The sequence below is a fragment of the Shimia aestuarii genome, from assembly GCF_900114635.1.
GTDB classification, from domain to species: domain Bacteria; phylum Pseudomonadota; class Alphaproteobacteria; order Rhodobacterales; family Rhodobacteraceae; genus Shimia; species Shimia aestuarii.
This window is the reverse complement of sequence record NZ_FOTQ01000012.1, coordinates 1-22,258: the sequence shown is the minus strand read 5'-3', so window position 1 is coordinate 22,258 and position 22,258 is coordinate 1. Positions and strand designations below refer to the sequence as shown.

Here is a 22,258-nt window from a genome sequence, read left to right as displayed (position 1 = left end):
GGTTCCTTTTTTCGTCTCAGGCCGCCAGCTTGGCGCGTTCCTTGATTGCAATTTCCGGGGGCGCGGCGTTGGTCACGCCCATTTCATTCAGTGTTTCACGTGTTGCCTCGACAACCTGCCGCATCACGTGCTCATCCATCTGGCCAATACAGCCGACACGGAAGCTGTCGACAATGGTCAATTTGCCGGGGTAGATGATGAAGTTCTTCGCTTTCATCAGGTCGTAGAAACGGTCAAAGCTGAACTTCGGATCATCCGGGCAGAAGAACGTCACGATGATCGGGCTCAGCCAGCGATCCTGCAACAGCGTCTCAAGCCCGATGTCGCGCATGCCCGCCACCAGCGTGTCCCGGTTGGCGGTGTAACGACCACCGCGACCGGCCACGCCACCTTCCGCTTCATGGGCGCGCAGCGCCGTCAGGAAGGCCGCCACCGCGTGGGTCGGGGGGGTAAACCGCCACTGCCCCGTCTTTTCCATGTGCGCCCACTGATCATGCACATCCAGGCTCAAAGACTGGCAGTTGCCCTTGGCCGCTTCCAGCTCGGATTTGCGCGCCAGCACGAAGCCGAACCCCGGCACACCCTCGATGCACTTGTTCGCGGACGACACCAAAGCCTCGAACCGCACTTCCGACGGGCGCAGCTCGATCGCGCCAAAGGCCGACATCGAGTCGATCAGCAGCTTGCGTCCAGCGGCATAGACCGCGTCCGAGATTTCCCCAACCGGGTTCAGAATGCCCGACGAGGTTTCGCAATGAATAGCCACGACATGGGTGATCGCCGGATCATCTGCCAGGATCTGCGCGACCTCGTCACCACGCGGCGGCAGGTAATCCCCCTTGTCCAGAACCACGTGATCGCGCCCCAGATAAGCAAGCGTCTTGGCAGAGCGCTGACCATAAGCCCCGTTGGCCAGAACAAGGATCTTGCTATCCCGCGCTGTGAGCGATCCCAGCATGGCCTCGACTGCAAAGGTCCCGCTGCCCTGCATCGGGACACAGTCGAACTCTTCTTTACCGGGCCCAAGCATGTCCAGCAGGCGGGTGCGCATCTCGGCCGTCATGGCCCGAAAATCGCCGTCCCAGCTGCCCCAGTCGCGCAGCATCGCTTCCTTGGTTTCATAGGCCGTGGTCAACGGACCCGGCGTCAGCAGGTACGGCTCGCCAAGCTTCGGAGGTGCAATCGGAGTTTTTTGGCTGGTCATGGCTTTGATTCCCAAACTGTTCTGAAAACAAATTGCCAAGCCTTGCGTCATATGAGAAATTGAAAATTGTGATTTATGTATAGGTCAACCCTATCCAAAAAAGTGAGCCCTTCCCATGCGCCACAGCCAGCTCAGAGCCTTTCACTACGTCGCGCATCTTGGCGGCTTTTCGAAGGCTGCCGAGGTTCTGCACCTGACCCAGCCGGCAGTGTCGGAACAGGTCAAGAATCTCGAAGTCGAAAATGATGTCCTGCTGTTCGAACGCAAGAAACGACAGGTTGTCCTGACAAGCGCGGGCGAAGAGCTGTTTCACCTGACCAAGCAGTATTTCGACATCGAAACGCAGATCGGCGAATACCTGTCTGAACGAAACGCCGCTGTATCAGGAGAATTGCGCATCGTCGCGGACTCCGCCCAGCACGTCACCGACGTGCTCGCAAAATTCCGGGCCAATTATCCCAATGTGCGGATTTCACTGCGCTCGGGCAACTCCGAGGAAATCCTTGACCAGCTGCGCCAGTACAACGCCGAAATCGGCGTGGTCGGGCAGGTTCCCACCTCCCGCGAACTGACCTCGCTCAGCATCGGCGCGAGCGAGATCATCGCCTTTGCCCGACGCGGCACTCTCAAAGAGGGCGCTGCGGGCATGACCATGCAGCAAATCGCGCAATACCCGCTCATTTTCCGCGAAGAGCGGTCCCGGACTCGTCAAATGGTCGTCGACGAGGCGGCAAAGCTCGGCGTGGCGCTGGAACCCGCCATCGTGGCCGAGGGGCGCGAGGCGGTGCGGTCCATTGTTCTGTCCGGCGGCGGTATCGGCTTCGTGTCCGAAGCGGAATACAGCCACGACGACCGGATCGAGCAAATCCCCATCCTGAACGTCGACACCCGCATGCCGGAATCCATCGTTCACCTGGCCCAGCGCGGCGAGGTCCGTGTCATCCGGTCCTTCATGGATCTGGCCAACCGCTACCTCTCAACGGAAACGGGCGGCCCGGAGTAATCCGAACCGCCCGCCCCCCAAGCGAAACTTTCTAGCGGAACCGCCAGGCCTGGGTGCGCGTCAGCAACCCGCGTGAGACGAGCAGGTGTATGATCCGCGCCGCGGCATTCGTGTAGAAGATCATCATGCCCATCGCCGCAGCGGGGGCGATATCCCCGGCATCATCCATGTTCAAAACCGCGATCGAAGCCAGCGCCGTCTTGGGCGAATACAGGAACACCACCGCCGAAACCGTCGTCATCGCGTTCACGAACAGGTAGATCGAGATGTCCAGCAGCGCAGGCAAGCACACCGGCACGGTCACACGCCGGAAAAGCTTCATCGTGGGCTGTTTCAACGACGCCGACACCGATTCAAACTCACGATCCATCTGCTTGAGCGCGGTCACGGCCGTCAGGTGGGACACCGTGTAAAAGTGCGTGACTGTGCAGACCACGAGAATGGCCATGGTGCCGTAAATCGCGTTCAGCGGGTTGGCCGGGTTGTTGAAGAAGAAGATGTAGGCCAGGCCCAGCACCATCCCCGGCACCGCCATCGGCAGCATCGCAACCATCTGGAAAAAGCCGCGCCCCATTTCGAACCCGTTTGCCTTTTCCACAAGATAGGCCCCGAAGAACACGACACCCGTGCCGACAATCGCCGTCAGAAGCCCCAGCTTGATCGAGTTGAAATAGCTGCCCCAGCCGCCCCCGTCCATCAGGTCGAACTGATAGTTGTTCAGGCTCAGTGACAGGTCATAGGGCCAGAACTTAATCAAGGCCGCATACTGGCAGATGGCCAGCAGCCCGATGATGAAGACGCCGATGACCGAGCAGTAGATCATCGCGACCCGGTCCCGCCCCTTCTGCGGTTTGGGCTCATAAGGCACCGACCGCGCCGACAGCTGCGCCACCTGGCGGCGCTGCACGATACGGTCGATGGCAAAGGCAAAGACCGCCGGGATCAGCAGGACAACCGACACCACCGCGCCCATTTCAAAGTTCTGTTGCCCGATCACCTGCTTGTAGATGTCGACCGCCAGAACATTGAATTGTCCGCCAATCACCTTGGGCAAGCCAAAATCGGTGATGACAAGGTTGAAGACCACGAAAGTTGCCGAGATGATGCCGTACCGTGCGCCGGGGATCGTCACCGTCCAGAAGGTTTTCCACGGCGAGGTCTTAAGGCTGTCGGCGGCCTCGTAAAGCCGCGCATCCGAGATCGCCAGCGCTGTCGACAGGATCAGGAACGCATGCGGAAAGGTAAAGAACACGGATCCGATCAGGATACCGATCGGGCCATAGATGCTCTGCCCCATCAGCAATTCCTTCAGCATGCCCTGATTACCGAACAGGTAAACCAGCGCGATACCGGGCAACAGCGACGGCACGAGGATCGGCGCCATGGCGATGATGCGGAACGCCCCCTTGAACCGCAGGCAGGACCGGTTGAGCGCATAGGCAAATCCAAAGGCCAACGTCACCGTCAACACGGTCGCAATGGTCGAGATCACAAGCGAATTCTTGATCGAGTTTGAAAGCGCCGGTGTCGAGAAATAGGTGACAAAGTTGCCAAAGCCTGTCCCCGACACGGGGCGCATCTGCACCCGGCGGAAGGTGTTGGAATCCAGCTCCTGCCACGCGGTCCCGCTGTGACGCGTCGACCCGACAAGATAGACCGCCTCGTCACTGGTCCCGCGCACGCGATACATCTTCGAACTGCGAAAGCTGAAATCCGGGAACAGCTTGGTGGCCGGAAGGCGCCCGTCACTGCCCGCGCGCAGATCGGCTTCGCCGAACACGCCCAGTTGATCGTTCAGCGTGCTGGCCAGAACCGGATCGGTCGCAAAGACGCCATCGTCGTCCGAAACCTGGAACTCGAACTGGCCGAGATCAAAATGATAGGTCGAGAACGACTTGGACAGCATCGCATAAAGCGGAAACACCAGCGTCACGACAAGGTAAAGAGCGATCACGATCATCCATGATCGCATCATCACGTCATCTCGGCTCAGGCGTGGTTTCACGTCCCGTCCGGGCGGAAGAGTGGCGGCGTCAGTCATCGTCGCCCCCTTGTGCCTCGGGCGCGAATGCAATCAGGTTTTCGCGCGGCAGCTCCACATGGATCTCCTGCCTGGTGGCCAGCGACAGGCGGCGCACTGCGTTGACCGAGAAGTCCGCGATCAGTTCGGCACCGTGGAAGTCATCGCTGATCAGGTGGCAGCGCCAGAACGACCCGAGGAACTCCATGTCCCCGATACGCACCAGCTCACAGTTCTTCGCGCCTGCGTCCGGCACGAAATCCGACCCGTGCGGCACCACGTCATCCGGGCGGATCGCCGCAACGACGGTTGTGCCTGGATCAAAGTCATGGTCGCGGCACTCGAATTCATGCTTGCCGATGCGCAGACGGTTTTCGCTCAGGATCTGTGCTTCAAGCTGGTTCATCTCGCCGATGAAACCCGCGACGAAAAGTGACGCCGGGTTCTTGTATACCTCGGTCGGAGCGCCCACCTGCTCGATCACGCCATGGTTCATGACCACGATGCGGTCCGCCATGGACAGCGCCTCTTCCTGGTCATGTGTCACCATGACGGTCGTGACGCCCAGCTTGCGCTGAAGCTCCTTGATCTCGTGACGCAGATGTACACGCACCTTGGCATCCAGCGCCGACAGAGGTTCATCCAGCAAAAGCAGCCCCGGCGACGTGGCGATGGCGCGCGCCAGCGCGATCCGCTGCTGTTGCCCGCCCGAAAGCTGCGCCGGATACTTGTTGCCCTGCTCGCTCAGGCCCACCATGTCCAGAAGCTCGGTGACGCGTACCGTGATCTCTTCCTTGCTACGCCCGGCGTTTTCCAGCCCATAGGCGATATTCTTGCGAATGGTCAGGTTGGGGAACAGGGCATACGACTGGAACACGATCCCGAAATCGCGGCGCGATGGCGGCAGGTTCGACACGTCCTGTCCATTCTGGATGACCGTGCCGCGTGTCTGCAGGTCAAGCCCCGCAATGGCGCGCAACAGGGTGGTCTTGCCACAGCCCGACGGCCCCAGGAAACAGACGAACTCGCCCTCTTCAACTTTGAGCGACACGTCGCGCAGCGCGACGAAATCTCCGTACAACTTCCAGAGATCGGAAATCTCCAGATAAGGGTCTTTGGCCGGGACTTCGTGGGCAAGCACGGGGGCCGATTTTAGCGCGTTCATAATTAGTGCCTCGGATCGTTTTCGGCGGGAAGGGAATGGGATGGGAGGTTGCGCAGGCCGTCACGGCCCGCGCAAAAGGGGCCGGCGAGGGGGGAGGAACCCCGCCGGCACAGAGGTCTTACTTGGGGTCCGACTTGCCGTCGTAGCGGCTCTGCCACTCGGCCAGGATCGCCGCGCGGTTGTTGGCGGCCCATTCGAAATCGTTCTCGATCAGGGCGTCCTTCAGACCGTCGGGGAAATGTTCGACCGGCTTGGCAAGGCTTGGTATGCCGATGATGGCATAGCCAACATTGTACATTTCCATGGCCTTCGTGCTCACTGCAAAGTCCAGAAGCGTCTGCGCGGCCTCAAGGTTCGCGGTCCCGGCAATGATACCGCCCGCTTCCATGTCCCAGCCAACACCTTCGCTCGGCACGATCACTTCGAGCGGCGCGCCTGCGGCTTTCGACTTGGCGCCACGGAACGCAAAGGAGATCCCGATCGGAATTTCACCCGAAGCGGCCAGTTTGCAGGGCTTGGAACCGGAATGGGTATAGCGCGCGATGTTCTCGTGCAGCCCGTCCATGTAGTCCCAGCCGGCTTCTTCGCCAAACATCTGCAACCAGCTCGAAACGTCCAGGAACCCGGTGCCCGACGAGTTCGGGTTGGGCATGATGATATGGCCCTTGTACATCGGGTCATGCAGGTCTTTCCACGACGTCGGCGGTGTCAGGCCATTCTTCTCGGCCTCAACCGTGTTGTAGCAGATCGCGCCGGCCCAGGCGTCCTGCCCGACCCAGTAGGGCGGGTTGTCGGAATCGACGAATTTGGGATCGAGCGCCTCCACACCCTTGGGGGCGTAGGGCTCCAGCATGTCTTCGCTCTTGAGCAGCAGTAACGACGTTGCCGCCAGCCCCCAGACAACATCGGCCTGCGGATTGTCTTTCTCCGCGAGAAGCTTCGCGGTCACGATGCCCGTGGAGTCGCGTACCCAGTTGATCTTGATGTCCGGATGCGCTTCGTTGAACGTGTCGGCGTACCGCTTGAGATCCTCTGCCTCGAACGCGGTATAGACCGTCAGCTCGGTTTCCGCGAAGACCCCTGTGGCCGCAATGGCGGCGGCTGCCGCGATGGTCAGGGTTTTTGACGTTGTTTTCATGGATTGCTCCTCTGTTGGTTCGGTTTTGCCCGGCCATCCGACCTCAGGCGCCACCTGTGACGATGAGACTGTGAATTTTCCAACATCAGGGGAAATCGTTTTTTCCTAATGGATTATAAGCTCAGCCTATGAAATTGCCTGCATCAAGACTGTAAATCCTCAAATCGACTTCACCGCCAAATACGGAAAATACTCAATAATTACTTGCAAATAGAAGGCCAAGCCACCCGGGAAATCCCCACAAATCCGGGCATTCCGCCAATCTGGCAAACCTTTGCCCGGTCTCCCATCAATCCCATTGATTTCTACGGTAAGCGCCGCATCGTCTGCTTATGTGTTGAGCAGGCTTTCATAAAGGCGCCCCCTCCCGAGACATCGGAGGTGCACCGAAACAGGGGCCGGGTCGCCGATGAATTTCATTCATAAAAGGTAAAATGAACTTTCTATCTTTTAGATTTTTCAATCTGACGACGCGTGCCACCCTCGCTCCAACGTGGCCTTGAACCGGTCGCATGTCCGTGCCTTCGCAATCTCAGGGAGCCCCCATGACCAACCTGTTCCTACGCTCAACCGCCATCGCGATGGTGTCGCTGCTGCCAATGACACTACCCGTCGCCGCCGAGTACCCCGAAAAGCCCGTTTCCTTCGTTGTGCCCTGGCCTCCCGGGGGTGAAGAGGATGTGCTGACGCGCATGATCGCTGACGAGTTCCAGGCCTTGTACGGATCGCCCGCAGCTGTGGTGAACAAGCCCGGTGGCGGCGGCGGCCCGTTTCCCGGCGCGATCGAGGTCGCGACTGCCCCGGCCGATGGATATACCGTCGGGTCCTTCGTGATCGGTGTGCCCGTCGTCGGACCGGCCATCGGGATCGAGGAACTGGACCCCGATCCGTTTGTCCCGGTCGGCGTCTTCCTGACCTACCCCTTCCTGCTCGTGGCCGCCAAGGACGCGCCATATGAAACCATGGAAGAACTGGCGGCCTATGTACAGGACAACGACGTCGCGCTTGGCCATTTCGGCGCGGGTCTTGTGCCAACCCACGTCACCTTTGGTCTGGCCGAGAAATTCGGGTTCGAATTCGGTTCGGACGCAGCCTACGACAATCTCGACTGCAACACGCTTGCATCCGGCGATGTCGACGTGATGAACTCGGTCGCCGGTCTGGTACAGCCCTGCCTTGATGACCTGAAAGTGCTGGCCACCGTCACGTCCGAACGCATATCCCTGACCCCCGACGCCCCAACCGTGGCTGAGCTTGTCCCGGAACTCGACATTGTTCTGTGGAACGGGTTGTTCGTGCGCAAGGGCACCCCCGAAGACATCATCCAGAAACTCGAGGCCGCCGCGCTCAAGGCAATCGCAAGCGACGCCGCCAAGGACTACGTCGCCTCGAACGGCGCCCAGATCTACTGGAAACCCCGCGCCGAAGCCGAAGCCCTCATTGCAAAAGATATCAAGACCTTCCAGGCGCTGACGTCCGAATAACCCGACCTCCCTGATGGCGCGGTGTGGCATCTGCCCGCCGCGTCATTCCTTTTGCGCTTTTGCATGCGCACGCAACACATCGGCGATGAAAACGTCGACAACGTTATTGTCCCGCCCGCCGCGCCTGGTGATGAGGTGGAACGGAATCTCGGTGCTGAACCTCTCGGGCATAACTGCACGCACCATATCCCTGCGTCGCCATGTTTCGGCAAAATGTGTCGGCAGAAATCCAAGGTAACACCCCGACAGGATCAAAAGCATCGCCGCATCCATGTCCTCGGTAAAGGCCGTTGGCTCCGGCAGGGTCGCAGGTTTGCTGATCGCGCGTTCCAGCCCGGTTCCCGATGACACCAGCTTGAATTTTCCAAGCTGCCTTTCGATCTCGGACAGATCCTCCATGCCCGCCAGCGGATGCTCCGAGGCACAATAGAGCGCGACCGTCTCCGAAAAGAGCTCGGTGTAATCCAGCCCGGAAATCCGGTTGGGATAAAGCCCGATACTCAGATCATAGCGCCCCTCCAGCGTGCGACTTTGCTGATCGGCGGAACGGGTTTCCTCAAGCCGGAAAACAACCTCGTTTTCCCGGGTTTGAAACTGACGGATTGCTTCGGACAACTTCAAGGCCGGGTTGGTGGCCATGTTCGCCTGCATGCCGATCTTTACCTCTCCCACCAGCTGGTTCTGTATTTCCGCCGTGGCCAGGTTGAAGTTGCTGAACGCGCCCAGCACGTTCTGCGCCGCGTCATAAACCGCCCGCCCCTGCTCGGTCATCCGGAACCCCGATCGTCCGCGATGACAAAGCGTCATGCCCAGTTGCTCTTCGAGTTCCTTCATCTGGATACTGATGGTGGCAGCCGACGCCCCCAACACGCTCTGCGCCGCCGAGAACCCGCCGCAATCCACTACGGTGACAAAGATGCGGAGCTTGCGGATCGAGTTTTCATGCAGGCTGAGCATTTTATACCTCAATTTCGAAAAGTAAGCTTTCATCATATTGGATTTATTTGACCTATTTCACCAGACAAAATGCTCTCACCGTCCCCACACCGACAGACGAGAGACCCTGATGCCCCAGACCAAACTCGACCACCTTCGCGCCCTTGCCGAGAAAACCGATCTCAACGACCGGGAATTGCAGGATTTTCTGGATGGCGGTGGCGCCCATGGCGGTGACAAGCGCGAGCATGTGGCGCCCTATGCCGGATTTTCCTCCTTCCTGCGCGCCCCGATGCAGGAAGGCTTCGAAGGGCTTGATATCGCGCTTCTGGGGGTGCCGTTCGATCTGGCCGTGACCAACCGTCCGGGCACCCGCTTCGGCCCGGCGCAGGTACGCGAGATGTCGGTTCTGGCCGCAGGCCCCAAGCACCACGTCAGCGGCACGATCCCCGCCGCAATCGCCCACTATGCCGATTGTGGCGACGTGCCGATCCCGAACACCTACAATCTCGATCAGGCGACACAAGATATCGAGGATTTCTATCACGGCGTCGTGGATGCCGGGGTCGTGCCACTCTCAGTGGGCGGGGATCACTCGATCAGCTATCCAATCCTCAAGGCGGTGGGCCGGGACGCGCCCGTGGGCATGATCCATATCGACGCCCATGCCGATACCGGCGGCCCGTTCAACGGCTCTCGCTTCCATCACGGCGGACCATTTCGCAATGCCGCCCTGGCCGGGGTTCTCGACCCGGAACGCGTTGTCCAGATCGGCATTCGCGGCCGCGCCGAACCGCATTGGGATTTCTCCTATGACAGCGGCATGCGGGTGATCCACATCGAAGAATTCTACGAGATGGGCCTCGAGGCCGTGCTGCACGAAGCCCGATCCATTGTCGGCGATGGCCCCACCTATGTGAGCTTCGACGTCGACAGCATCGACCCAGCCTTCACACCCGGCACCGGCACCCCCGAAACCGGCGGCCTGACCCCCCGCGAGGTCCAGATCCTGATCCGTGGGCTCGACGGGCTCAACCTGATCGGCGGCGACGTGGTCGAGGTGTCCCCACCCTTTGATCAATCCGGCAACACCGCACTTGTCGCCGCAACGATGCTTTGGGAGCTGCTCTGCGTTCTGTCCGTGTCGGTCGCCAGTCGCCGCTAGCGACGCCCCCACCCCGCATCTCGCCGGGAGGCAACTTGCGCATCTGCGATCAAGCGGGCAATCCGATCTGGAAAACACATCGAAAAAGACACGCACCAACCACGCATGAACCATGCGTGGCGCGCGACTTGATCCCCAAAAACAATGCATGGTGGCGGAGACGAAGGGATTCGAACCCTCGATACCGTTTCCGGTATACTCCCTTAGCAGGGGAGCGCCTTCGACCACTCGGCCACGTCTCCGCTGACCCGTATATCCTTGCAAGCCGCGGAAGCACAAGGCCCATTTTCAACGGAAAATCAGGAAATTTGGCGACGCGGGATATCCCCGCGCCGTCCGTCTCAATCCTGCCGCACCACCAGCACCGAACAGGGCGCATGACGTGCCACGCGGGCCGAGTTCGGCCCCTGCAGCCGATCCATCAGGTCCGGCTTGTGCGCGCCCATCACCACAAGGTCCGCCTTGGAGCGCTTGATCGCGTCAAGGATCATCTCGTAGGCCGTGCCGACCTCGACGATATGCTGCACATGGCCGAAATCCGGCAGGGTCTTGGCCACGAACTTGTGCAACTCGTCATTTGCCGACGCCACCGCTTTTTCGAGTGTGCCGTCCTTGAAATAGGATCCCACGATCGACATCCCGTAATCCGGCACCACGGTCACAACACTCAGGGTCGCCCCGTAATGCTTGGCAAGGTCGGCGGCCTTGAGCAGCAGCTTTTCTTCCGCGTCGCGTTTATGCGTCAGGTCGATGGCGCAGAGCACGTGATTGGTCATGCCATTTCTCCCGTTGGTTCATTGCGTTGACGGCGCCGCTGTGCCAGGGCCACCAGCCCAAGAAGCAGCAGCGCCGGAATATACATGATTTCCTTCGGCAACTGGTCCGCCGGCGCCTTGACCGAGGCAATCACCACCGGGTCGTCGGCGTAGAAATCGAACCCCTGCATAGTGTCGGCAAAGGGCGTGCCGAACATCGGCTCATCCAGCTTCACAGCTCCGTCCTCTTCCAGCAGCATCAGGCCAAAGCCATCCAGCCGTTCGCTGCCCGAACCGTCACCACTGACCTGAAGCACCAGCGTGGTTTCCTTCATCTCACCCGTGTCAAAGTCCGGCCCGGCCACGATCACGCGCAGCTCCGATCCGTCCTGCGCGGCGTCGAGCGCAGCCTCAAGCCCCGCCGGTTCGATCATTTCGAAAGGAGGCTGGATGCGGTTGATCAGGTAATCCGGACGGAACAGGGCAAAGGCGATCACCACCAGAACCACGCTCTCATAGATGCGGCTCTTGGTGAGGAAATAACCCATGGTCCCTGCCGTGAACACAAGGATCGCGATTGTCGCCACCACCGCGACCAATATGCCCTGCACCCATCCGACATCGATCAAAAGAAGATCGGTGTTAAAGATGAACACGAAAGGCAGTGCCACGGTGCGCAAGCTGTAGAAGAAAGCCGTGAACCCGGTGCGGATCGCATCCCCGCCCGATACGGCGGCGGCAGCAAAGCTTGCCAGGCCCACGGGCGGCGTCACATCTGCCATAATGCCAAAGTAGAACACGAAAAGGTGCACCGCGATCAGCGGCACGATCAGCCCCGATTGCGCGCCCAGTTCGACAACCACCCCCGCCATCAGCGAACTGACCACGATATAGTTCGCCGTGGTCGGCAGCCCCATGCCCAGAACAAGGCTCAGCAAGCCCACCATCACAAGCATCAGGATCAGGTTGCCACCTGACAGGAACTCGACAAGATCGGCCATCACCTGCCCCACCCCGGTCAGAGTCACCGTGCCCACGATCACACCCGCCGTCGCCGTGGCAAGGCCGATCCCGATCATGTTGCGCGCGCCGTCAATCAAGCCCTGCCAAAGGTCCGCGACACCATCGCGGAACGCGTTGCCAAAGGCGCTCTCGCCCCGGAACATCGCCTTCAACGGGCGCTGCGTGAGCAGGATCACAAAAAGCAGCATCGTCGCCCAGAACGCCGAAAGCCCCGGCGATTTCTGTTCGATCATCAGGAAATAGACCAGCACGATGATCGGCAGCAGGAAATAGAGACCGGTCTTGTAGATTTCGCCCACAACAGGAAGTTCCACGTGCTCGGCATTGGGGTCATCCGGCTCAAGATCGGGCGCCTTGGACGCCAGCCAGAGCAACGCGACATAGGCCAGCACGATCAGCGCCGACAGCACCAGCCCCGAGGATGGCAACGCCGAGGTGATCCACCGCACCGGGTATTGCACCCCGTAACACAGCGCCGCGAAGCCCGCGAAAAACACCGCCATGCCGCCAATGGTCTTGCCAAGGCTCACCACCCGGTCGCCCAGCGTCGGCATGTTGTTCTTCACCGCTTCAAGGTGGACGATATAGACCAGCGCGACATAGGAAATCGCGGCAGGCAGGAAAGCGTGGGTGATCACCTCGACATAGGAAATGCCGACATATTCCACCATCAGAAAGGCCGCAGCCCCCATCACCGGCGGCATGATCTGACCGTTGACCGAAGACGCCACTTCCACGGCGCCGCCCTTTTCGGCGCTGAACCCAACCCGCTTCATCAGCGGAATGGTGAAGGTGCCCGTGGTCACGACATTGGCAATCGACGAGCCCGAGATCAGGCCGGTCGCCGCCGAGCCGACAACCGCGGCCTTGGCCGGACCACCACGCAGGTGCCCCAGCGCGCCAAACGCCATCTTGATGAAGTAATTGCCGGCCCCCGCTTTTTCGAGCAATGCGCCAAACAGCACGAACAGGAAAACGAACTTGGTCGACACGCCCAGCGCAATGCCGAACACGCCCTCGGACGTGATCCACATGTGGCTCATCGCTTTCTTGAGCGACGCGCCTTTCCAGCGGATCACCTCCGGCACCCATTCGGACGAGCCAAAGAACACGTAAACAAGGAAAATCGTGGCGATGATCGCCATCGCCGGTCCCAGCGCGCGGCGCGCGCCTTCGAACAGCAACAGCAGGCCAACCAGCGCAAACCACTTGTCCATATCATCCGCAAGCCCGCCCGCATTGACGATCTTGTCATAGAAAATGAACCCGTACATCGCGATTGCGGCCCCCAACAGGGCCATGATCCAATCCGCGATGGGGATGTAGGTGCGCGGCGATGACCGGAACGCCGGGTAGGCCATGAAGGCCAGGAAAATCGCAAAGGCCAGGTGAATCTGGCGGCTGTTGTTGATCAGGTCGCCGGGCAACACATAGTTGGAAACCGGCGAAGCCAGCAAAACCTGGAACAGGGACCAGACCACGGCCACGATCGCCAGCATCTGCCCAACCGGCCCAGCCGGGTTTCGCGCGCCTGAATCAGTGGAAGCCACCAGATCCTGAAGTTCTTCCTCGCTCAACGCGCGGTTGCCGCTGTTATTATCGGCCATCACAATCTCTCCCTGAAAATCTGCTTTTTTGCAGAAAAGGCACGCATCGGGGCGCGCTCATTATTGGTAAGAGGGGCGGCGCACCGCCCCTCTTGATATCTTATGTCGTCAGGCGGACAGGATTACTCCATCCAGCCTTTTTCCTTGTAGTACTTGGCCGCGCCATCATGCAGCGGTGCCGACAGACCGGCCGAGATCATGTCTTCCGGCTTCAGGACGGCAAAGGCCGGGTGCAGCTTCTTGAAGTCGTCGAAGTTTTCGAACACCGACTTCACCACCGCGTAAACCGCATCTTCGCTCACATCCGCCGAGGTGACAAAGGTCGCGCCTACACCAAAGGTCATCGTGTCCGCGTCCGACCCGCGATACATGCCGCCCGGAATGGTCGCCGAACGGTAGAACGAGTTGTCCGCGATCAGCTGCTCAACCGCCGCACCATCCACGGTCACGAGAACCGAGTCACAGGCGGTGGTCGCTTCCTGGATCGACCCCGAGGGGTGGCCGACGGTATAGACCATCGCGTCGATCTGGTTGTCGCACAGCGCTGCCGACTGTTCCGCCGCTTTCAGCTCGGTTGCCAGCGCGAAATCGCCCGTGGTCCAGCCCTTGGCCTCCAGCAGAACTTCCATCGTGCCGCGCTGACCGGAGCCGGGGTTGCCGATATTCACGCGCTTGCCCTTGAGGTCGTCAAAGGTCTTGATGCCGCTGTCGGCGCGCGCCACCACAGTAAAGGGCTCAGGATGCACCGAGAACACCGCGCGCAGCTTTTCGAACTTGCCCGCATCAGCGAATTTCGAGGTGCCGTTATAGGCGTGGTACTGCCAGTCCGACTGCGCCACACCGAACTCCAGCTCGCCTTCGCGGATGGTGTTGATGTTGTAGACCGACCCACCGGTGGATTCGACCGAACAGCGGATGCCGTGTTCCTTGCGGCCCTTGTTCACCAGACGGCAGATTGCGCCACCGGTCGGGTAATACACGCCGGTCACGCCGCCGGTGCCGATGGTAACGAATTGCTGGTCTGCGGCGATGGCGGCACCGCCAACGGTCATGCTGATCGCAGCCGCAACGCCGCAAATCTTTGTTTTCATATTCATATCTGTTTTCTCCCAACTGAAATAGCAGACGCATTACACGCGCCCATTTTTGTAGACCCTAAGCTGGCCAAAGTTATTTCCCATGTCACCCAAAAACTAATGTTTTTTTTGAGCGATCCAGTACGCGTTGTTGTCCTTGCGCAGATCTTCATAAGACTTGATTCGCGCCCGCGCCGCATCGCCCCCCAGATCCACCAACAGCGCCAGCAGCGTTTCCAGAACCGCCATCAGCCCGGCAAAACAGCCGAAATGATGGGATGAAACCACCGAAGCCACCAGCGTTTCATGCGCCGAGAACTCGGAACTGATCACGTCGCTATCTGAAACCATCACCAGCCGCACCCCACGTGCGAGAGCGAATTTGCAGGCTTCGATGGTCTCGCGAGAATAAGGCGTCACGCTGATCGCGATCATCACGTCCCCGGGCCCGGCATAGTTCAGTTCGTCAATCGCGCTGTTCATGTGGCGCGGAATTAATTGCAATGACGGCAACGCCATACGCCCGACATAGTGGAAATAATACGCCATCGCATAGCTCGCCCGCACCGCCGTCAGATAGACGTTGTCGGCCTCAAGAAGCATATGTGCCACCCGCGCCATGCGCGCCGGGTCCTGCCGCTCCAGCGAACGCTGCACGATCGACATGGCATTCATCGAGGCATCGGCCTGCACCTGCCCAAGGTGCCCGCTCTCATGCAGGCTTTCCACCCAGTCGGGCCGTTCCACCACTGTCGTGGACGACACCAGCGCGTGCCGGAACGGTTCGCGCATCTCGTCATAGCTGGCAAACCCCGTCCGTTCGGCCATCCGAACTAGGGTGTAGGTGCTCACGCCGCATTTGCGCGCCGTCTCCCGGATCGGGTCCAACCCAAAGTCCGACGGGTGGTCGACGATGTACTTGGCCACCGTGCGCAGGCGCGGAGACAGCTCGGGCAACATCTTTTTAAGCGCTGAAATCGTTCTGTTTTTCAGTGTCGGATCCATGCCGAATCGGTGCCTTTGCTTCTCCCTGGATGAATAACATACGTTATTTTTCCTTCCCGTTGACTGTTTTTGATTTTCCGCCATTCTTTTTTGTGAATATTTCCAACGCCCGATCCGGGCCCAGCGAGACCCCGCAGATGCCTGACCCTTTCATCATGGTCGCCCCCAACGGCGCACGGCGCACCAAGGCTGATCACCCGGCCCTGCCCGTGACCCTGCCCGAAATCGTTGATACCGCCCGCACCTGTTTCGCAGCGGGTGCGCATGGATTGCATTTGCATGTGCGTGAAGCCTCCGGTGCGCATTCGCTCGACGCAGGCCGCTACCGCGAGACGCTGGATGAACTGGCCCGCGCGGTGCCCGACATGCGCCTGCAAATCACCACCGAGGCCGTGGGACTCTATTCGGTCGCACAGCAACTCGACTGCCTCGAACAGGTCCGCCCCGGCTGGGCCTCGATCGCCGTACGCGAAACCGCGCGCGATATGGACCTCGCCCCGCGCGTCTATGCCGCCTGCGCCGACATGGGCTGCGACGTGCAGCACATCCTTTATGACACCGACGACATTGCCTTGGTCAAGGACTGGCAGGCGCGAGGCATCATCCACCCGGATCAATCCAGCGTGCTCTTCGTGCTGGGCCGCTATTCCCCCGGTCAGGTCTCAGACCCCTCCGACCTTGCCCCCTTCCTTGCCGCCCTGCCCGATGCCCCCGACTGGATGCTCTGCGCCTTCGGCCCGCAGGAACACGCCTGCCTGATCCACGCCGCGAAACACGGCGGCAACCTGCGCGTCGGATTTGAAAACAGCCTCGTTGATGCCAACGGCGCGCCCCACGCCAACAACGCCGCCTCTGTCGCGGCCCTCGTTCACTCTCTTGAAAGCGCGTCCTCATGAGCCACGTCTTCCCCCGCCACTGCCACGCCGCCAACCCCACCGCCGCCACCGGCGACGGGTGTTTCGTGATCGACCAGAACGGCAAGCGCTACTTTGACGGCTCCGGCGGCGCCGCCGTATCCTGTCTCGGCCACTCCAACCAACGTGTTGCACAGGCGATCAAGGACCAACTCGACAAGCTCGCCTTTGCCCATACCGGCTTCTTCACCTCCGAACCCGCCGAAGCGCTGGCCGATCTTCTCATCGCCAACGCCCCCGGTGATCTGGACCGCGTCTACTTTGTCTCCGGCGGTTCCGAAGCCGTGGAAAGCGCCATCAAGCTCGCCCGGCAATTCCACATCGAGAACGGCGAACCCCAGCGCCGCCACCTGATCGCGCGCCGCCAGAGTTACCACGGCAACACGCTTGGCGCGCTGGCCGCAGGCGGCAACGCATGGCGGCGCCAGCAATTCGCGCCGCTTCTGGTCGATGTCTCCCATATCGCGCCCTGTTACGAATATGCCGAGCGCAACGCGGATGAATCGCTCGCTGATTACGGTCATCGCGTCGCGCAGGAGCTGGAAGACGAAATCCTCCGCCTTGGCTCCGACACCGTCATGGCCTTCATGGCCGAACCCGTGGTCGGCGCCACGCTCGGTGCCGTGCCGCCCGTCGAAGGATATTACACCCGCATCCGCGAAATCTGCGACAAATACGGCGTGCTGCTGATTTTGGACGAGGTCATGTGCGGCATGGGGCGCACCGGGCATCTCTTTGCCTGCGACGCAGAGGGCATCGCCCCCGATATCCTCTGCATCGCCAAGGGCTTGGGTGCGGGGTATCAGCCCATCGGTGCCATGCTCTGCTCCAAGCGCATCTATGACACCATTGCCGCAGGCACCGGGTTCTTCCAGCACGGCCACACCTATCTCGGCCACCCCGTCGCGGCCGCCGCCGGTCTCGCCGTGCTGCGTGAAATGCTCGACAACGACCTGCCTGCCCAGGTGCAGTCACGCGGCCAGTATCTCGAAACCCAGCTGCGCCGCCGCTTTGGTCAGCACGCCCATATCGGCGACATTCGCGGGCGCGGGTTGTTCTGGGGCGTGGAATTTGTCGCGGATCGCGAGACCAAGACCCCCTTCGACCCGTCCCTGGGGCTCGCTGGCAAGCTCAAGAAAGCCGCCTTTGCCAACGGCCTGATCTGCTATCCGATGCCCGGCACCCGCGATGGTAAAAACGGCGATCACGTCTTGCTCGCCCCGCCCTTCATCGCCACCGAAGCAGAACTCGACGGCGCGCTCGATTGCCTCGAAACCGCGATGAACGAGGTGATTCCCGCATAGGCCATCGCCTGCCCGCGGGATGGCGACGCAACGCTCTGTCCTGCCACGTTATCTCGCCAATTCCGTACGAGTTTGAAACGGAGCCCCAGCCTTGCCAAATCGCCAGCCCTCCGGTGCGGACAGGCGATGGCCGGGGCGCCTGCGGCGCTGTTAACCCGGCCTGTGCGTCCGTCAAACGGCCCTCACCCCTCCTCCACCGGCGGAAAGCGATAGACCTTGTCCGCGACGGTCCAGTCCATGTGATTGCGCACATATTGCTGGCTCGCGTCGCTGGGCGGGTTGTAATCCCAGTGCTCTCCGGCCCCCGCTTCCATCGCCGCATGCAGCGCCCGCCGCGACCGTTGCGTCGCCATGACATCCGCCCGCAGCTTCGCACTGTCCCAGCGCCGCGCCACTTCCTCCGCAAATGCCTGCGCTGCCTCCCTATAGGCCGGGTCCGTCGCCACGTTCACCTTTTCCAGCGGGTCCACCGACAGATCGAACATCAGCGGCGGATCGGGATCACAGTGAATGTATTTGAGCGATCCCCGCCGGATCATGAACACCGGCCATGGCGTCATCTCGGCACAGTATTCGCCAATCGCCTCGTCCACCGGATCGCTCTCGCCGCGCGCCAATGGCATCAGGCTGCGCCCGTCCACCGGCTCGCCAAGCACGCTCTCATTCGCCCCGGCGATCTCAAGGAACGTCGGCAACAGGTCGACCAGCGAACAGGCATTCCCTGCCACCCCCTGCGCCACGCCCGGCCCCATCATGATCAGCGGCACCCGGCCCGAATGCTCGAAAAAGTTCATCTTGTACCACAGCCCGCGCTCGCCCAGCATGTCGCCGTGATCGGCGGTGACCATGACAATCGTGTTGTCCAGCTCACCGATCTCTTCCAGCGTCTTCACGATTTCGCCGATCTTGCTGTCGAAATAGCTGACATTGGCCAGATAACCGTGCCGCGCCCGGCGCACTTCCTCATCCGTCAACGGCGTATAGCTGGCCTCGATCCCGTCCATCACCCGCCGTGATCCCGGATCCTGTTCCTCGGGCGTCAGCACAAATTCCGGCAGATCGATGTCGTCATCGTCATAAAAATCCCAGAACTCGGGCCGCGCGACATAGGGGTCATGCGGGTGGATAAAGCTCGCCACCATCATGAAAGGCGACTCATCCCCCCCCGTCCGGCTGCGCCCGACATTCATCAGCCACCGCCGCGCGGCAAACCCGACCTCCTCGTCATAATCGATCTGGTAGGTCGCCTTTGCCACACCGCTTTCCTTGACGGTCTGCATGTTGTGATACCACTTGTCGATTCGCTCGTCCGGCGCTTCCCAATCCGGCGTCCATGCAAAATCCGACGGGTAGACATCCGTCGTCACCCGGTCCTGGAACCCGTGTTTCTGGTCCGGCCCCACGAAATGCATCTTGCCCGAAAGGCAGGTGCGGTATCCCAGCGCCTTGAGGTAATGCGCAAAGGTCGGCACCGAGGCCCTGAACTCCGACGCGTTGTCATAGGCCGCGATTCGGCTGATCAGCTGCCCGGACATGAAGCTGAACCGCGACGGCGCGCAAAGCGGGCTGTTGCAATAGGCCGCGTCAAACCGCATCCCGCGCGCGGCCAAGGCATCCATGTGGGGGGTTTTGGCCGTCCTGTGGCCATAGGCACCACAGAAATGCGGCGCCAACTGATCGGCCATGATGACCACGATATTAGGGCGTTTCGTCATATCTCTTCTCCCTGTTCAAACCATGCAATTTCAAACCGCTGCCCAAGGGCGGCGGCTGATAATGCATCGGTTTTTTCGCGGGATGCCCCACGCAACAGGGATATGTCATCAATGGATGATCCACCGACTCGTCAACACTTCGCAAACCATGAGGCCGGACCGGCCTTTGGGTCAAGCGCTTTGACATTTCCGCGCCTATACGAACGAAAGCGCTCTTTGGTTTCATTTTAGCGCCCTTCATCAAGTGACAATGGTTTCATTTGACACGCGATAGGTACGCATCTGACAATATGATTTTCGCCACCCCACTAATGAGAGAGATATCATGTTGAAATCTTTAGGACTTTCGGGGGCGCTTTTCGCGCTGATGGTCGGATCGGCCATGGCCCAAGATCAGGAACGCCCCAACATTCTGGTCATCTGGGGGGATGACATCGGTTGGTCCAACCTGTCCGCCTACAACCACGCGGTCATGGGCTACGCTACCCCCAATATCGACCGCATCGCCAACGACGGCATCCTTTTTACCGACCATTACGCCCAACCCAGCTGCACCGCAGGGCGCGCGGCCTTCATCACCGGGCAATACCCCATCCGCTCCGGCATGACGACCGTGGGCCAACCCGGCTCGCCGCTTGGCTTGCAGACCGAGTCGCCCACCCTGGCCGAACTGCTCAAGGCTGAGGGCTACCGCACGGGACAGTTCGGCAAGAACCACCTCGGCGACCGCAACGAACACCTGCCCACAAATCACGGCTTTGATGAGTTTTTCGGCAACCTCTATCATCTGAACACACAGGAAGAAGCCGAACAAAGGGATTACCAGCGCTTTGGGGAACAGTTCTCCGGCTCGCTCGAAGCCTATGAAGAGCGTTTTGGAACCCGCGGCGTCCTGCACAGCTTTGCCACCGACACGATGGACGAAACTGAACATCCTCGCTTCGGCGTGGTCGGCAAGCAAACCATCGAAGACACTGGCCCGCTGAGCAACGAACGCATGAGAACCTTTGATGCCGAGGAGATGATTCCCAAGGCACTCGACTTCATGGCCGCCTCGCAGGATGCAGAGGAGCCGTTCTTTGTCTGGATGAACACCAGCCGGATGCACCTCTACACCCGGCTCTCCGACGAAAACCGCTACCTCGCCGAAGAGTTCACCCACGAGGAAGACATGTATGGCTCGGGCCTTATCGAACATGATATGCATATCGGCACCGTGCTCGACTGGCTCGACGATCGCGGGCTGAGCGAAAATACGATCGTGTGGTACTCGACCGACAATGGTCCCGAGCATTCTTCCTGGCCGCATGGCGGCACCACCCCATTCCGGGGCGAAAAGATGACGACCTATGAAGGCGGCGTCCGCGTGCCTTCCGTGATCCGCTGGCCCGGCGTGCTGCCTGCGGGTGTCACCCTCAACGGGATGCAGGCCCATCAGGACATGTTCACAACCCTCGCCGTCGCAGCCGGGATCGACGATCCGGTAACACGGGTCCGCGAAGAAATGGACCAGTTCATCGACGGTGTGAACAACCTTCCCTACTGGGCAGGCGAAGCCGAAAAATCGGCCCGCACGCATATCTTCCATTATTACGAAAGCGTCCTCACAGCCGTGCGCATGGGACCGTGGAAGTTCCACTTCTCGACCAAGGAAGACTACTACGCAAACGTGATTCCGCGCACCGTGCCTCTGGTGTTCAATATCCGCTCAGATCCGTACGAAAGCTATGATTCGTCAGACAGCTTCGGACACCTGATGCAAAAGGTCTCCTGGCTGATTCAGCCCATGGGCGTTCTGATGCAGGACCATTTGCAATCGCTGGCCGACTACCCACCGGTTCAGGGAGGCTCGTCCTTTGACATGTCCAACGTGGTTGAAGAGTTCATCAACAAGGCCCGCCAATAACGCGCCATAAAACGCAAAAGGCCGGGCGCTGTCCCGGCCTTTTTAACCATGGGTCTCGTATCGGACCTGTGTCCAACGCAACTTACGACCCGACAGCGCCATACGAACGCTTCCCAATATTCCTGAAATTTTTGGAAATTTGGTGGAGCCTAGGAGGATCGAACTCCTGACCTCTACAATGCCATGGGCGAGATTGTTTTGTGAGGCCAGTTCAAGAGACTGGACGAAAATGAAGCCAAGTCCACTAAAAAAGAGATTTGCAGCGGCAGTTCGGCAAGCGTGTGAATGTGAAAATTGGCGCTGTTAGGTGAACTTGGGTCGAGTTTCGTGCCGGTGACCCGGTGGTGACCGGAAAGGCAATTTGACCATAGAGAGTAATGTTTGGCTGAAGACGCCATCCGAAGTCGGAGGCACGAAACAACCACCGTCAAGTGCTATGCGGAATGGGGTAGCAGTCACTTGATGGGGCCTCTATGATGACCGCTTGGGGCCCCGCTTGTTACCTTTGAGGTGCCCCTAGTTTCCTAGACACCTGCCTTTTCCAGTTTGAGCTGTCGTTCTTCGAAGTCAACGGGCGACAGCATGCCGTTGTTCGTATGTTTGCGCTTTGGGTTGTAGAACAGCTCGATGTATTCAAAGACATCTCGCCGGGCTTCCTCGCGCGTCCGGTATTTCCGGCGTCTGACCTTTTCCCGCTTCAGGAGCTGAAAGAAGCTCTCAGCCACTGCGTTATCATGGCAATTGCCCCTGCGGCTCATTGAATGTTCCAGATTGTGTTCGCGCAGGAATGCGGCCCATTCACGGCTGGTGAACTGGGCGCCTTGGTCGGAGTGGATCA

17 protein-coding genes and 1 tRNA gene are annotated in these 22,258 nt (G+C 60.1%); 6 read left to right on the top strand and 12 right to left on the bottom strand.

The genetic code is table 11. The annotated features are described in order from the left end of the window. Positions 1-16: 16 nt before the first annotated feature. Complete coding sequence (locus BMZ35_RS18850) at positions 17-1,204, bottom strand: 2-aminoethylphosphonate--pyruvate transaminase (protein WP_093096482.1); 1,188 nt, start codon at positions 1,202-1,204, stop codon at positions 17-19. Positions 1,205-1,319: 115 nt separating this feature from the next. On the opposite strand from BMZ35_RS18850, the gene BMZ35_RS18845 reads away from it, so the two are divergent. Beyond that, positions 1,320-2,207, top strand: coding sequence for a LysR substrate-binding domain-containing protein (locus BMZ35_RS18845; protein WP_093096479.1), 888 nt, complete (start codon positions 1,320-1,322; stop codon positions 2,205-2,207). Between the two features lie 31 nt (positions 2,208-2,238). Here the strand turns inward: BMZ35_RS18845 and BMZ35_RS18840 are convergent, their stop codons facing one another. The 3 genes from BMZ35_RS18840 to BMZ35_RS18830 all read right to left on the bottom strand — a co-directional run bounded on the left by BMZ35_RS18840 (position 2,239) and on the right by BMZ35_RS18830 (position 6,530). After that, entirely contained in the window at positions 2,239-4,248 is a 2,010-nt protein-coding gene (locus BMZ35_RS18840; protein WP_093096476.1) for a putative 2-aminoethylphosphonate ABC transporter permease subunit, read from the bottom strand. Further along, entirely contained in the window at positions 4,241-5,392 is a 1,152-nt protein-coding gene (locus BMZ35_RS18835; RefSeq protein ID WP_093096474.1) for a putative 2-aminoethylphosphonate ABC transporter ATP-binding protein, read from the bottom strand. Before BMZ35_RS18835 ends, BMZ35_RS18840 begins: the two co-directional genes overlap by 8 nt. 118 nt (positions 5,393-5,510) lie before the next feature. Beyond that, entirely contained in the window at positions 5,511-6,530 is a 1,020-nt protein-coding gene (locus tag BMZ35_RS18830) for a putative 2-aminoethylphosphonate ABC transporter substrate-binding protein (protein ID WP_093096469.1), read from the bottom strand. A gap of 545 nt (positions 6,531-7,075) precedes the next feature. Between BMZ35_RS18830 and BMZ35_RS18825 the strand changes: the two genes are divergently transcribed. After that, entirely contained in the window at positions 7,076-8,014 is a 939-nt protein-coding gene (locus BMZ35_RS18825; RefSeq protein ID WP_093096465.1) for a tripartite tricarboxylate transporter substrate binding protein, read from the top strand. A gap of 42 nt (positions 8,015-8,056) precedes the next feature. Here BMZ35_RS18825 and BMZ35_RS18820 read toward each other — a convergent pair whose 3' ends face one another. Then, entirely contained in the window at positions 8,057-8,971 is a 915-nt protein-coding gene (locus BMZ35_RS18820) for a LysR family transcriptional regulator (RefSeq protein ID WP_165610137.1), read from the bottom strand. Positions 8,972-9,080: 109 nt separating this feature from the next. Between BMZ35_RS18820 and speB the strand changes: the two genes are divergently transcribed. After that, positions 9,081-10,115 (top strand): agmatinase, encoded by a 1,035-nt coding sequence (gene speB, locus BMZ35_RS18815; protein WP_093096457.1) that lies wholly within the window; start codon positions 9,081-9,083, stop codon positions 10,113-10,115. 152 nt (positions 10,116-10,267) lie between these two features. Here the strand turns inward: speB and BMZ35_RS18810 are convergent. From BMZ35_RS18810 to BMZ35_RS18790, 5 genes are all read right to left on the bottom strand, one after another. Beyond that, positions 10,268-10,357 (bottom strand) — tRNA-Ser (locus BMZ35_RS18810). Positions 10,358-10,456: 99 nt separating this feature from the next. Then, entirely contained in the window at positions 10,457-10,891 is a 435-nt protein-coding gene (locus tag BMZ35_RS18805; RefSeq protein WP_093096455.1) for a universal stress protein, read from the bottom strand. Beyond that, complete coding sequence (locus BMZ35_RS18800; protein ID WP_093096453.1) at positions 10,888-13,500, bottom strand: TRAP transporter permease; 2,613 nt, start codon at positions 13,498-13,500, stop codon at positions 10,888-10,890. Before BMZ35_RS18800 ends, BMZ35_RS18805 begins: the two co-directional genes overlap by 4 nt. Positions 13,501-13,622: 122 nt before the next feature. Further along, positions 13,623-14,597: a TAXI family TRAP transporter solute-binding subunit gene (locus BMZ35_RS18795; protein WP_423227768.1), complete on the bottom strand. Its 975-nt coding sequence runs from the start codon at positions 14,595-14,597 to the stop codon at positions 13,623-13,625. 96 nt (positions 14,598-14,693) lie between these two features. After that, positions 14,694-15,581, bottom strand: a complete 888-nt coding sequence (locus BMZ35_RS18790) for a MurR/RpiR family transcriptional regulator (protein ID WP_093096451.1) — start codon at positions 15,579-15,581, stop codon at positions 14,694-14,696. Between the two features lie 137 nt (positions 15,582-15,718). Between BMZ35_RS18790 and BMZ35_RS18785 the strand changes: the two genes are divergently transcribed. Further along, on the top strand, positions 15,719-16,477 hold the full coding sequence (locus tag BMZ35_RS18785; protein WP_093096638.1) for a beta-keto acid cleavage family enzyme: 759 nt from the start codon (positions 15,719-15,721) through the stop codon (positions 16,475-16,477). Next, positions 16,474-17,799 (top strand): aspartate aminotransferase family protein, encoded by a 1,326-nt coding sequence (locus tag BMZ35_RS18780; protein WP_093096448.1) that lies wholly within the window; start codon positions 16,474-16,476, stop codon positions 17,797-17,799. Before BMZ35_RS18785 ends, BMZ35_RS18780 begins: the two co-directional genes overlap by 4 nt. Before the next feature lie 182 nt (positions 17,800-17,981). Here BMZ35_RS18780 and betC read toward each other — a convergent pair whose 3' ends face one another. Further along, positions 17,982-19,514: a choline-sulfatase gene (gene betC / locus BMZ35_RS18775; RefSeq protein ID WP_093096446.1), complete on the bottom strand. Its 1,533-nt coding sequence runs from the start codon at positions 19,512-19,514 to the stop codon at positions 17,982-17,984. Positions 19,515-19,839: 325 nt separating this feature from the next. Here betC and BMZ35_RS18770 point away from each other — a divergent pair, with 325 nt between their 5' ends. After that, positions 19,840-21,420, top strand: coding sequence for an arylsulfatase (locus BMZ35_RS18770; RefSeq protein WP_093096442.1), 1,581 nt, complete (start codon positions 19,840-19,842; stop codon positions 21,418-21,420). A gap of 524 nt (positions 21,421-21,944) precedes the next feature. On the opposite strand, the gene BMZ35_RS18765 is transcribed toward BMZ35_RS18770, so the two are convergent. Next, positions 21,945-22,258: IS3 family transposase (locus BMZ35_RS18765; protein WP_165610136.1), on the bottom strand; the 314-nt coding region annotated here is incomplete at its 5' end.

What these genes read in the sequence shown, in the direction of transcription:
- BMZ35_RS18780 (WP_093096448.1), top strand. Translation starts at nt 16,474, where the DNA reads ATGAGCCACGTCTTCCCCCGCCACTGCCACGCCGCCAACCCCACCGCC.
- BMZ35_RS18845 (WP_093096479.1), top strand. Translation starts at nt 1,320, where the DNA reads ATGCGCCACAGCCAGCTCAGAGCCTTTCACTACGTCGCGCATCTTGGC.
- BMZ35_RS18840 (WP_093096476.1), bottom strand. Translation starts at nt 4,248, where the DNA reads ATGACTGACGCCGCCACTCTTCCGCCCGGACGGGACGTGAAACCACGC.
- BMZ35_RS18785 (WP_093096638.1), top strand. Translation starts at nt 15,719, where the DNA reads ATGCCTGACCCTTTCATCATGGTCGCCCCCAACGGCGCACGGCGCACC.
- BMZ35_RS18820 (WP_165610137.1), bottom strand. Translation starts at nt 8,971, where the DNA reads ATGCTCAGCCTGCATGAAAACTCGATCCGCAAGCTCCGCATCTTTGTC.
- BMZ35_RS18800 (WP_093096453.1), bottom strand. Translation starts at nt 13,500, where the DNA reads ATGGCCGATAATAACAGCGGCAACCGCGCGTTGAGCGAGGAAGAACTT.
- BMZ35_RS18795 (WP_423227768.1), bottom strand. Translation starts at nt 14,597, where the DNA reads ATGAATATGAAAACAAAGATTTGCGGCGTTGCGGCTGCGATCAGCATG.
- BMZ35_RS18830 (WP_093096469.1), bottom strand. Translation starts at nt 6,530, where the DNA reads ATGAAAACAACGTCAAAAACCCTGACCATCGCGGCAGCCGCCGCCATT.
- betC (WP_093096446.1), bottom strand. Translation starts at nt 19,514, where the DNA reads ATGACGAAACGCCCTAATATCGTGGTCATCATGGCCGATCAGTTGGCG.
- BMZ35_RS18790 (WP_093096451.1), bottom strand. Translation starts at nt 15,581, where the DNA reads ATGGATCCGACACTGAAAAACAGAACGATTTCAGCGCTTAAAAAGATG.
- BMZ35_RS18770 (WP_093096442.1), top strand. Translation starts at nt 19,840, where the DNA reads ATGTTGAAATCTTTAGGACTTTCGGGGGCGCTTTTCGCGCTGATGGTC.
- BMZ35_RS18835 (WP_093096474.1), bottom strand. Translation starts at nt 5,392, where the DNA reads ATGAACGCGCTAAAATCGGCCCCCGTGCTTGCCCACGAAGTCCCGGCC.
- speB (WP_093096457.1), top strand. Translation starts at nt 9,081, where the DNA reads ATGCCCCAGACCAAACTCGACCACCTTCGCGCCCTTGCCGAGAAAACC.
- BMZ35_RS18825 (WP_093096465.1), top strand. Translation starts at nt 7,076, where the DNA reads ATGACCAACCTGTTCCTACGCTCAACCGCCATCGCGATGGTGTCGCTG.
- BMZ35_RS18850 (WP_093096482.1), bottom strand. Translation starts at nt 1,204, where the DNA reads ATGACCAGCCAAAAAACTCCGATTGCACCTCCGAAGCTTGGCGAGCCG.
- BMZ35_RS18805 (WP_093096455.1), bottom strand. Translation starts at nt 10,891, where the DNA reads ATGACCAATCACGTGCTCTGCGCCATCGACCTGACGCATAAACGCGAC.